The sequence below is a fragment of the Bacillus sp. EKM206B genome (assembly GCF_011066015.1).
Classification (GTDB): Bacteria; Bacillota; Bacilli; order Bacillales; family Bacillaceae; genus Bacillus; species Bacillus velezensis.
Window position 1 is genome coordinate 160679 of record NZ_JAAMNL010000001.1, and the last position, 11854, is coordinate 172532.

Sequence of the window (11854 nt, forward strand, 5' to 3'; positions counted from 1 at the left end):
ATGAAAAGGGGATTGATAATATGTGTACAAGTCTTACATTGAAAACGACAGACGGTAATCACCTATTGGCGCGAACGATGGATTTTGCATTTCAGCTCGGTACGGACGTCGTGCTTTACCCTCGTCAGTACAGCTGGAAAAGCGAAGCTGACGGCAGGATGCATAAGACGAAATACGCATTTATCGGCATGGGGAGAAATCTCGGCAATTTTCTGTTTGCCGACGGCGTAAATGAAAAGGGGCTGTCGTGTGCGACGCTGTATTTTCCGGGCTTTGCGGGATACGAGAAAGCGGAACGGGAGGGCACCTGTCACATCGCTCCTCATGAGTTTGTCACCTGGGCCTTATCAAACTGTGAATCTCTTGAAGACATAAAGGAAAAGCTCTCAATGCTGACGATTGTAGAGAAGAAGTTAATGTTATTGGATACGGTGCTGCCTCTTCATTGGATTTTATCAGACCGCACGGGCGGCTGCATTGTCATCGAGCCGACACCGGAGGGAATGAAAGTATATGACAACAAACCCGGAGTGATGACCAACAGCCCGGAATTTCCTTGGCATGTGACCAATCTGCGCCATTATATCGGAATCAGGCCGCAGCAGTCAGAAAGCAAAACATTGGGCGGAATGACATTAACCGCTTTCGGCCAAGGATCTGGAACGATCGGGCTTCCCGGTGATTACACGCCGCCATCCCGATTCATCAGAGCCGCTTATCTGAAAGAGTATTTAGAGCCTGCCGCTCATGAAACGGATGGCGTTACGGCCGCTTTTCACGTGCTGTCCAATGTGAATATTCCAAAAGGCGCGGTGATCACAGAGGAGAATGAAATTGATTATACGCAGTATACGTCGGTCATGTGCTGTGACAGCGGGAACTACTACTTTCATCTGTACGACAACCGGCAGATTCACAAAGTAAGTTTATTCCATGAAGATCTTGAACGTCCGGAGCCGAAAGTATTTGCGGCCGCGGCGGAGCAGAATATACAGGAGCTGAATTAGCCCATAAAAAAACAGGACGCGATTGTCCTGTTTTTTTATTTAATACGGATCAGACGGATGGCTTTCCTGTTCAGCCTGCTTTGCAGCCTGTTCCGTATCAGTAGTGCCGATCGGCCCGTTGCTGTTGTTTTCGGAAACCTTTTTCAGCCCTTCCGCAACACGTTTTCCGTAGTCCGGATCAGCTTTTGTGAAATTCTCAATCATTTGATCCTGAATGTCTTTCCGGCAGGAAGAAAGCGTATTGACCAAGTTTGTGATCAATTCGTTCCGTTCAAATTCCGAAAATCTGCGGTATGTTTCTCCGGCTTGGCCGAAATTATTCGACCGGTCGATCGCTTCCCGCTTCACATCGCCTTCGACATGAGGTGTATGGTCTTTCCCATCCTGCTTTGCTTCGTTGAGTCCTCCCATAATGGACGGCTCATAGTTGACATGCGGGTTTTGTCCTTCTGCCCGATCGACCCGATACTGCATTTGCCCGCCTTCCTGGTTGGTGGCGACATGCTTTTTCGGCGAGTTGATCGGAAGCTGCAGGTAATTTGCGCCGACCCGGTACCGCTGGGTATCTGAATAGGCGAATGTCCGCCCCTGAAGTAATTTGTCATCTGAAAAATCAAGGCCGTCCACAAGCACGCCCGTTCCGAATGAGGCCTGTTCCACCTCGGCATGGTAGTTTTCCGGGTTTTTGTTCAGAACCAATTTACCGATCGGCTTCCAAGGGAAATCGTCTTTATACCACAGCTTGGTCGGATCAAGCGGATCAAAATCCAGCTCGGGGTGTTCGTCATCAGTCATGATTTGCGCATACACTTCCCATTCAGGGTAATCGCCTTTTTCAATCGCTTCATACAAATCCTGTGTCGCATGGTTAAAGTTTTTCCCCTGAATCTCTTCCGCTTCCTTCTGTGTCAGGTTGCGGATGCCTTGTTTCGGTTCAAAGTGATATTTGACGAGCACGGCTTTTCCTTCTTCATTGACCCATTTGTAGGCATGGACGCCTGAGCCCTGCATCTGCCGGTAGTTGGCCGGGATGCCCCACGGCGAAAACAAGAAAGTGATCATATGAGTCGCTTCAGGTGATTGGGAAATGAAGTCGAAAATACGCTCGCCGTCCTGAATGTTCGTAACGGGATCAGGCTGAAATGCGTGCACAAGATCCGGGAACTTCAGCGGATCACGGATAAAAAAGATTTTCAGGTTGTTGCCGACCAGATCCCAGTTGCCGTCTTCGGTATAAAGCTTAACGGCAAAACCCCGGGGATCACGCAATGTTTCCGGGGAATGCTTTCCGTGGTTGACGGTAGAAAACCGCACAAACGCCGGAGTTTTCGTTCCTTTCTTTTGAAACACTTTCGCTCTTGTGTATTTAGAAATCTCCTCGTCTCCAAAACTTCCGTAGGCCTCAAAGTATCCGTGTGCGCCGGCGCCGCGCGCGTGAACGACGCGCTCGGGAATCCGTTCGCGGTCAAAGTGGCTGATTTTCTCCAAAAAATCATAATTCTCCAATGTCGTCGGTCCTCTATTGCCGACTGTCCTGACATTCTGGTTGTCAGTGACCGGATGGCCCTGCCGGTTTGTCAGCGTGTCTTCTGACTCGCCTTTACCGGTCGTCTTACTGGAAAGCGTTTCTTCGCTGTTTTTGTTATTTTCCATTGTTGAACCCTCCTTTTTGAACGGTAACAATATGCCCAGCAGAGCCGTTTTTTAAAACCGATTTTCAAAAGAAGCGGTTATTCCGCGATCGGCGTCAAAGATCCGCCGTTCCATATTTCGCCCTTGTTCAGTGTCCAGCTGTTTTGATAAAGGCTTTGCGCGCCTTGATTGGCCGCCGGACTTAATTGTTCATCCCATGTCAAAAAGTACGTGGTCTCGGGATACTTTTGCCTGATCGCATTGATAAAAGCAGCATAATCAAAGCTTCCGATATTGCCGGACGGACCGGTTTCGGCAAAGGCAAACGGTTTTTTCAGAGACAGCATTTCATCATAGCCTGATATCGCATACGGATCAGTGAAGTAAGCGTCCAGACCGGTAATATCCACATAAGATGAGCCTGGGTAGAAGTCTGTTTTAAAGTCTCTGTTGGCATCCGGCGAATACACCCACAAAAGGTTATCCAATCCTCTTGTCTCTGTCATATAGCGGTATATCTTCTTGTAAAGCTCTTTGTACAGCGAGATTCTTTCCGTGTCTTTTTGGTTGTAGCCTGTCAGCCCCCACCAGAACCACTCGCCGTTCATTTCGTGAAGCGGCCTGAACAGAACGGTGACGCCTTGATTTTTCAGCTGAGTAAGGCCGTCGGCGATTTTGCTGAGCAGCGCCTCAAGCCGTTTTCCTTCAACAGTTGAAGGGTCCAGGATGTTTTTGTACTGGCTGTTTGAGATGGCCGTTTTATAGTTTCCGGATGGAAAAGCCGGATTTGCGAGATGCAGGCTGACCTGAGGGAGGCCGCCGCTTTTCCAGTATGAGATCAAGCTGCTGTTGCAGCTGTAATCGATAGTATCGGTGATATCCGCTGTTTCCAGCCATCCTCTCCCATAGTCACAGCCGTAGATGGCGGGAGACTGTCCCGTCGCGTTTTTCAAGCGGTTTTCCTCTGTCATTGAAAAAGTGACATCGCTGTACCCGCCGAACGCACCGGACATGACCCTGTTTTCTGAACGGTTGGGCAGGTGCGCCAGCCAGTTCATGATATCTTTTGTCGTCTGCTGGGCATTTGGGTTGACGGGATAAACGGTGTGAGCCGATATCGGACTGGCGGCTCCTAAGAGTAATAAAACGATAGACAGGCAGACTGCTAACTTTTTGAGCATATAAAAGACCTCCTGATTTTTAAGATGATGAAGGATGTGAAACGATAACCTCACAATCTCCTTCTATAACAAAATCTCCGGAATCCGCCGGCACGATAAAGTGATCGCCTTTGTGAATGGGGCATCCATCCAGTTCTCCGCGTCCTTTAATGACGCTTGCGAGTAAATACCGGCCGGGTGCGGGGAATGATGCTTTCCCGCTCACATCCCATTGATAAACTGAAAAGAAAGGTGTTTCGGCAAGTGTTGTAATAAGAGCATTTCCGATCCGATGCTTTGTGCTTTTTACATTTTCATCGGTATGCGGAATGCCTGTTACGTCAATTGCTTTCTGAAGATGAAGCTCGCGTTTATTCCCGTTCCCATCCGTCCGGTCATAGTCGTAAAGCCGGTAGGTGGCATCAGAGCTTTGCTGGATTTCAAGAACGAGCGTACCTTCACATAAAGCGTGCAGTGTGCCGCTCGGGACATAGAAAAAGTCGCCGGGTTTAATGGGGATGCGGCGGAGCAGGTGTTCCCACTCGTTTCGTTCAATGTGCCGAACGAAGTCTTCTCTCGTTTGGGCGCGGTGCCCTAAAATGAGCTCCGCGTCTTTTTTGCAGTCCAATATGTACCAGCATTCCGTTTTTCCGAGTTCTCCGTTTTCATGCCGATGTGCATATGCGTCATCGGGATGAACCTGTACGGATAAGTCCATATTTGCGTCGAGAATTTTTGTGAGCAGGGGAAAGGCGTCTCCTTTCGGATGTCCGAACAGGTCAGGGTGTTCATTCCAGAGACGATGTAATGATGTTCCGGAAAAAGGCCCGTTCCGCACGATGGATGTGCCGTGCGGATGAGCTGAAATCGCCCAGCACTCTCCCGTCCGCTCAGAAGGAATCTCATACCCGAATGTATCGCGCAGCTTCGTCCCGCCCCATAATCTTTCTTTAAAAACCGGTTCCAAAAATAAGAGTTTCGTCATTTTCCCGCCTCCCGGTTTGCCGCTTCTAAGGCCTGCTCCGCCAATACGAGCGAACCGGCCGCTCCGGAGTGAATGCCTAATTGAGGGGGAACGATGCGGTTTTCAATGTCGGGCAGATCAATATATTGATTCAGCCGCTTTTTCACGTGCTGACGGATAGAAGAGAACAGCTGCCGCTGCTTCATGACGCCCCCGCCGAGGATGATCTTTTCCGGCGAAAGAATGAGAATATACTGCACAAGCGCTTCGGCAATATAATAGCCCTCAAGCTCCCACACTTCCTGCTGATCCGTGAGCAGAACTGCTTTTTTCCCCCAGCGTTTCTCAATGGCGGGGCCTGCCGCGAGGCCTTCCAGACAATCTGTATGGTACGGGCAATTGCCTTTGTAGCCGTCGTCCGGATGTCTTCTGACATAAATGTGGCCCATTTCAGGATGAGACAGCCCTTGAACAAATCTGCCGTTCATAATGCCGCCCGCGCCGATACCTGTGCCGACCGTCAAATAGAGGCAGCTGTCCGCGTTTTTGGCCGCGCCGAAAGAAGCTTCTCCGAGCGCCGCCGCATTAACGTCGGTGGTGAAGCCTGCGGGAATATCCAGAGCGCTTTTGATCGTTTGAAGAATAGGGCAGTTCCGCCAGGCTGTCTTCGGAGTCGCGGTGATGCGCCCGTATGTTTGACTGTCGGGACGGATATCAATCGGCCCGAACGACCCGATGCCGATGGCGTCTATCGGGAAATCTTTAAAGTAACGGATGACCTGTCTGAGTGTGTCATCCGGTTCTCCCGTCGGAAACTCTGCTCTGTCCAGAATGGTGCCGTCTCTTTGTCCGGCGGCACAGACAAATTTCGTGCCGCCGGCTTCAATACCTCCAAGCATGGCCGTCCCTCCTCATCTGTTAAAATCCGTTTTGATCGGAAACGGCTTTGAACCAGCGGCCGCTTTTTTTGACGGTCCGTTCGCCCCCGTTTTCCAGATTGACAGATACAAAGCCGTAGCGGTTTTTATAAGCATTTGTCCAAGACCAGTTGTCCATGAAAGTCCACAGGTGATAGCCTTTTACATTTGAACCTTCTCCGATGGCCCGATGCACCCATTTCAGATGTTCCTGGATAAATTCAATCCTGTAATCATCCTGAATGATGCCGTTTTCATCGCGGAAGCGTTCCTCGCCTTCTACTCCCATGCCGTTCTCAGAAATAAAACACTCGATATTTCCGTAATGTTCTCTGAGATTTGTGAGAATGTCGTAGATTCCTTTTTCGTAAATTTCCCACCCGCGGTGAGGGTTCATTTTACGGCCGGGCATGACATACGGATCGAAGAAACGCTCGGGCAGGAAAGGGGCATGCGGATTCGGAACATGTTCTTTTGCCTTGACGCGCCTCGGCTGGTAGTAGTTCACGCCTAAGAGGTTAACCGTATGCTCCTGAATGAGGCGGAGATCTTCTTTCTCATAATGCGGCAGAAAGCCTTCCGCCTTGAGAATCTCGACAAGCTCCTCAGGAAATTCGCCCTTTACGGCGGGATCTAAAAATGAGCGGTTGAAAAAGGCGTCGGCAATCCGGGACGCTTTCAGATCTTCAGGATGTGAGCTTCTCGGATAAGAAGGCGTCAGATTCAGAATGATTCCGATTTGTCCGTCCTGTTTCAATTCTCTGTAGGCTTTGACAGCCCTTGCATTCGACAGCAGGGTATGGAAGCCGGCCTGCACCGCTTCTTGAAAATTAACGTGATTCGGGTAGTGAAAGTCGTATAAGTAGCCGCCTTCAATCGGCACAATCGGCTCGTTGTGAGTGAACCATTTTTTCACCTTGTCACCGAATAGCGAAAAGCATGTTTTGGCGTAATGTTCAAACGCGTCAACGGTGTTCCGGCTGACCCAGCCCCCCTTACGCTGAAGGGCGAGCGGCATGTCAAAGTGAAACAAATTGACAAACGGCTCAATGTGATGGGCAAGCATTTCATCGATGACGTCCTGATAAAACGCGACCGCTTTCTGATTGACCTCGCCAGTTCCGTCCGGAATCAATCTTGACCAGGAAATAGACAGCCGGAAGGAGTTATGGCCGATTTCTTTCATCAGCCGGATATCCTCCTTGTATTGATCGTAAAAACGTGACGTGTCGCCGGGGCCGACGCCGTTAAAAAAACGGCTCGGCTCTTTTTCATACCAGTAATCCCATATGTTTTGGCTTTTTCCGTCTCTGTCAGCGGCGCCTTCTGTCTGGGTGGCGGAGGCGGAAGACCCCCACCAAAATCCTTCCGGAAAACGATATTGAATATTTGATTCAGTCAATTGATTTCTCTCCCTTACTGCGATTTTGATTACATACTCATGCTGTCATCCCGGGCATGCTGCTCGGTCTCAGCTTCTTTTTCCTTTGCCATGTTTAATTTGTCCAGCGCTTTAAGAAACGGGAACCAGATGACAAACACAATACAGAGGTTGACCAGCTGCATAATGCCGCCCATGACGGAATTGGTCGCCATAATCCCGTTAATGAAAAGGGGGACGGTCCAAGGCACGGTCACGCCGGTAGGAGGGGGCACGATCCCCGCCGACATGGCCAGGTAGGTGACAAGGGTGACAACCATCGGTGCGATGACCCACGGAATGATAATGATCGGGTTCATCACGATCGGCAAACCGAAAATAACCGGCTCATTGACGTTGAAAATGCCCGGCGCGAGACCGAGTTTGGATATCTGTTTCATCTGTTTGCTTTTCATAAAAAGCAAGATGGCGATCACTATGGCCAATGTCATTCCGGTTCCGCCCATTCCGACGGTGTAAATCTCCATAAACGGCTTAGAAATAATATGGGGAATCTCTTTTCCCGCTGTATACGCAGCCAAATTTTCGACCTGTAATGTATTCCAAATCGGGTCCATCACGGAATTGATAATGATTTGTCCGTGAAGTCCGAAAAACCATAAAATCTGAATAAAGAAAACAGCGATTAATGTAGGAATGATGCCGCTTCCAAGTCCGACAAGCGGGGCTTGAACCGTATGATAAATGACATCATGCAGATTGGTGTGAAAGATCTGGGTGACAGCCGCATTGATCAAGAGGAACACCGGCAGGCATCTTAATCGTTAAGTTTCTCTGGACGATTCTTCTGTAGATTTCACCTGACAAAAACGCGGTAATCATGCCGAGAAACATTCCTTTTGCTCCAAGCCGGTCAACCGGAATGACGCCTGCGACCGCTTTGCCCGTTTCCGGCTCTAAGACGAACGGGGTGAGCAGCAGAAAAGAAACCAATGCGATCGCTCCGCCGAATACGGCCTCCACTTCGTAGCTTTTGGAAAGGTAATAGCCGATCCCGAAGACGACAAAAATGGACATAATCCCCATCGTCGCCGTCGAAGCGCCGCCAAATCCGGATTGAAAGACAGACAGTGCGGAGCTGCTCATGATTTTGTTTAAAAACGGCAGGTTCGTCAGCACGACGAACACCGAACCGAAAATGGTCAGCGGAAACGCCAGCATAAAAGCATCCCGTAAGACTTGCAAGTAGCGGTTATTGTTTAATTTGCCCGCGATCGGAACAAGGAATTGGCTGATTTTCTCAAACACGTCTTCACCCCCGGCTTTTTATAAATTCTTTGATTGAAATAAGTCGAGCATTTCTTTAACCAGCTCTTTCATTGAGAGCGCTGACATTAAGTGGTCTTCAGCATGCATAAAAAGCAGGGAGACATCCGTCTTGGCGCCGCCGGCTTCTTTTTGAATCATCTGAAAATGGATGTCGTGCGCTTTCCCCAGTTCTTCTTCAGCCTTTGTCAGAAAGGTGTCTGACTCATCTGGCCGGCCGTCTTTATAAGCGCGTATCGATTGAATAATACAGCTGCGGGCATTACCGCTGTGAAGAATCAGCTGAAAACTGATCTGTTCATCCGTGTACGTTTCCATGCTTATCGCCTCCTTTATTTGTTCTCAATCAAGGCAACGGCCTGTTCGTATGCTTTTTTGCCGTCTCCCATGCCGTAAGCCATCATGTCAATCACATCAACGGTGATGTGAAGCGGGTCCGCCTCTTTCTGAAGCTCACCTTTTAAAAAACTCATCTGCGGGCCGATCAGTACGACGTCTGCATCTTTCATCGCTTCTTTTGCTTTATCCTGTCCGACTGCCCAAATCTCGGCTTCCTCACCGATGGAGCGGGCGTAATTCTGCATTTTCGTAACAAGAAGGCTGGTGGACATGCCTGAGCTGCAGGCTAATAAAATTCTTTTCATGAGAATCCCTTCTTTCATAAAGTTAAAACGTTTTCATGAATATTATAATCTTTTGAATTTAAATGTCTATACTTTTAAAATATAAAAGTTTTACTTTTCGGATTTTTGACACAAAAAAACCTTTTAAGATTCAACTTAAAAGGTTTTTCATCTCAAGCGAGCCATAACAGCCATAAATAAAGTCCGATCAGGGTGATGAATAACGTCGGAATGGTTAATATCAGACCTGTCTTGAAATACATTCCCCAGGAAATTTTCACGTTTTTCCGGCTCAGCACGTGGAGCCATAACAATGTCGCCAGCGATCCGATCGGCGTGATTTTCGGCCCAAGGTCCGAACCGATAACATTCGCGTAAATCAATGCTTCTCTCATCAGCCCGTGAGTGTCCGTTCCGCTGATGGCTATGGCGTCAATCATCACCGTCGGCAGGTTATTCATAACGGAGGACAGGATCGCAGCGATAAACCCCATCCCGAGTGTGCCCGCAAACAATCCGTGATCCGCCGCTTTCTGAATAAGCTGAGAAAGAAGATCCGTCAGTCCGGCATTCCGTAAGCCGTACACGACAACATACATGCCGACAGAAAAAAACACGATGGCCCACGGGGCGTCCTTGATGACTTGTTTCGCAGGGACGGCGGGGCTTCGCTGCGCCAGAATGAGAAAAATGACCGCGATGGAGCCAGCAACGAAGGAAACGGGTATCGACAGCAGTTCGCTGACGAAATATCCGATCAATAAAACGGCCAGCACAGCCCACGATAACCGGAAAAGGCGTTCATCCTTAATCGCGGATGCCGGATGTTTCACAAGACCGGTGTCATACCGTTTCGGAATGTTTTTTCTGAAATAGAGATACAGCACCAAAATGCTTGCCGCCAGAGAAAAAAGGTTGGGCACCAGCATGCGTGATGCATATTCAATGTATCCGATATGAAAGTAATCCGCGGATACAATATTGACCAAATTGCTTACAACGAGCGGAAGCGAGGTGGTGTCGGCGATGAATCCTCCGGCGATAATAAACGGAAAAACCAGCTTTTCAGGTAAATCCAAAGCCCGCACCATCGCCAGTACGATCGGGGTCAAAATGAGCGCCGCTCCGTCATTGGCAAACAGGGCGGAGACAACAGCCCCTAAGACCGACACATAGAGAAACATCCGCAGCCCGCTGCCTTTGGCCGCCATGGCCATATGCAGCGCGGCCCATTCAAAAAAACCGATGCTGTCAAGAATTAATGAAATGATAATAATGGCGATAAAGGCAAGTGTCGCATTCCAGACGATTCCCGTCACTTCCGCGATATCATGCAGGCTGACTGCTCCGGCGATCAAAGCGAGGACCGCCCCGCCGCAGGCAGACCAGCCGATTGATACATGTTTCGGCTGCCATATGACAAACACAAGTGTCAGCACAAAAATCAGCGCTGATAAAACCGCAACTCCCAAGATATATCCCCCTTACCGGCATGTAACAGTGACTTCTTTTTGCCGCAATGTCTGTAAAACTTCGTCATTTTCATCTATCTGCTGCAGAATCGAGCAAACCAGCGCGTATTCCGGACCGGACGGATGAATGGCATAGTACCGCCACTGACCCTCGCGTCTTTCCCGCACAAGGCCGGCGTTCTTTAATTTCCGCAAGTGCTGGCTGATGCCGGGCTGACTTATATGAAAAATAGCTGTCAGCTCGCAGACACAATATTCCTTATCCTTCAGAAGCTTCAGCATCAAAAGCCTCGTCGGGTCGCTTAGAAGTTTGAGGCACTGGCTGATCCCTTCGGAACTTAAAGCATGATGCCTCCGTTCCATGCGCTCACTCCTTTTTTACACTATTATATAAGCAGATGTTTATATAAGTAAACGACAATATAAAAAAGCCGGCCTTGCACTTTTTGCAAAACCGGCTCATGTTTATTTTTGGAACAGTTTTTTCGCTTCATCCATTGCTAATTTATTTCCCAGTGCTGAATAATCAAGCCAAGGCTGATCGGCAATTTTATAGACGTGGTTTGCTTTCACGGCCTTCAGCCCTTTCCATACAGCGCTTTTTTGCAATTCTTTATAGGCTTGCTGTGACTTGTCGTCTCTGTTAACGACGACGAAAATCGCATCTGCGTTGTAATCAGGCAGCACTTCTTGAGAAATGACTTCATAAGGGCGGGAGGTGTTCATTTCTTTAATGCCGTCAGCCGGTTTCAGCTTCAGATCGTCAAACAGAATTGGTCCCATCGGGCGGCGTGTGCTGAAGACGCGAAGCTCTTTTGCGTTCACGCGGATCGCCATGACTTTGGCGTTTTTCCCTAATTCCTTATTCATCATGGATCTGACTTGTTTTGTTTCATCTTCGTAATCTTGAATAAATGTTTTCGCTTCTTTTTCACGGTTGACGATTTTTCCGATGTCTTTTAAATGATCGCGCCATGTGCCTTTATCAAGGTCGAAAACGTGTGTGTTTCCGATTTTCTTGTATTTTGACACATCTTTTCCCGCAAATTCTTTATCAAGATAAATGTTGTCTGGATTCAGCTCAAGTAAAGCTTCCATATCCGGGTCTGAGGCAGGTCCGAGTTTTTTCGTGTCTTTCAGCTGATTTTTCACATGAGGGAGAAAATCTTTTAATTCTCCGCCCACTACGGAACCGGCAGGTGTAACGCCGAGAGCCAGCAGATCATTTGTCAGGTGAATGGACATCGAAGCGATTTTATGATCGCCGGATTTCTTTTTTGGCTCCGGCTGTGTTGAATCGGATTGGCAGGCAGCCAATAAGAAAATACACATGAAACTGATGAGCGCAATTATTTTTTTCATGGGAATACTC

General features: G+C 48.7%; 11 protein-coding genes and 1 pseudogene. 1 reads left to right on the forward strand and 11 read right to left on the reverse strand.

Going from position 1 to position 11854, the window contains the following annotated elements; all coding sequences use genetic code 11:
- Window positions 1-20 precede the first annotated feature (20 nt).
- Entirely contained in the window at window positions 21-1007 is a 987-nt protein-coding gene (locus G9F50_RS00730) for a choloylglycine hydrolase family protein (protein ID WP_165406482.1), read from the forward strand.
- A gap of 39 nt (window positions 1008-1046) precedes the next feature.
- Here the strand turns inward: G9F50_RS00730 and katX are convergent, their stop codons facing one another.
- From katX to G9F50_RS00785, 11 genes and pseudogenes are all read right to left on the reverse strand, one after another.
- Window positions 1047-2660: a catalase KatX gene (katX, locus tag G9F50_RS00735; RefSeq protein ID WP_022553975.1), complete on the reverse strand. Its 1614-nt coding sequence runs from the start codon at window positions 2658-2660 to the stop codon at window positions 1047-1049.
- Window positions 2661-2737: 77 nt separating this feature from the next.
- Window positions 2738-3820 carry a glycosyl hydrolase gene (locus tag G9F50_RS00740; RefSeq protein ID WP_017418617.1) on the reverse strand — a complete coding sequence of 361 codons (1083 nt, stop codon included), beginning with the start codon at window positions 3818-3820 and terminating at the stop codon, window positions 2738-2740.
- Window positions 3821-3839: 19 nt separating this feature from the next.
- Window positions 3840-4784: a mannose-6-phosphate isomerase, class I gene (manA, locus tag G9F50_RS00745; RefSeq protein WP_060562364.1), complete on the reverse strand. Its 945-nt coding sequence runs from the start codon at window positions 4782-4784 to the stop codon at window positions 3840-3842.
- Window positions 4781-5662, reverse strand: coding sequence for an ROK family protein (locus G9F50_RS00750; protein ID WP_060562365.1), 882 nt, complete (start codon window positions 5660-5662; stop codon window positions 4781-4783). Before G9F50_RS00750 ends, manA begins: the two co-directional genes overlap by 4 nt.
- Before the next feature lie 19 nt (window positions 5663-5681).
- The gene (locus tag G9F50_RS00755) at window positions 5682-7082 is read right to left on the reverse strand and encodes a glycoside hydrolase family 1 protein (protein ID WP_060562366.1); all 1401 of its coding nucleotides are present in this window, start codon (window positions 7080-7082) and stop codon (window positions 5682-5684) included.
- A gap of 29 nt (window positions 7083-7111) precedes the next feature.
- Window positions 7112-8369 (reverse strand): annotated as a pseudogene (locus G9F50_RS00760) (PTS transporter subunit EIIC).
- An 18-nt stretch (window positions 8370-8387) separates the two neighbouring features.
- Complete coding sequence (locus G9F50_RS00765) at window positions 8388-8705, reverse strand: PTS lactose/cellobiose transporter subunit IIA (RefSeq protein ID WP_003150849.1); 318 nt, start codon at window positions 8703-8705, stop codon at window positions 8388-8390.
- 14 nt (window positions 8706-8719) lie between these two features.
- Complete coding sequence (locus tag G9F50_RS00770; protein ID WP_007614670.1) at window positions 8720-9031, reverse strand: PTS sugar transporter subunit IIB; 312 nt, start codon at window positions 9029-9031, stop codon at window positions 8720-8722.
- A gap of 152 nt (window positions 9032-9183) precedes the next feature.
- Complete coding sequence (locus G9F50_RS00775; RefSeq protein WP_060562367.1) at window positions 9184-10482, reverse strand: arsenical efflux pump membrane protein ArsB; 1299 nt, start codon at window positions 10480-10482, stop codon at window positions 9184-9186.
- 12 nt (window positions 10483-10494) lie between these two features.
- Window positions 10495-10845, reverse strand: a complete 351-nt coding sequence (locus G9F50_RS00780; RefSeq protein ID WP_060562368.1) for an ArsR/SmtB family transcription factor — start codon at window positions 10843-10845, stop codon at window positions 10495-10497.
- A gap of 102 nt (window positions 10846-10947) precedes the next feature.
- On the reverse strand, window positions 10948-11844 hold the full coding sequence (locus G9F50_RS00785) for an ABC transporter substrate-binding protein (RefSeq protein ID WP_165406483.1): 897 nt from the start codon (window positions 11842-11844) through the stop codon (window positions 10948-10950).
- Between the last annotated feature and the right edge of the window lie 10 nt (window positions 11845-11854).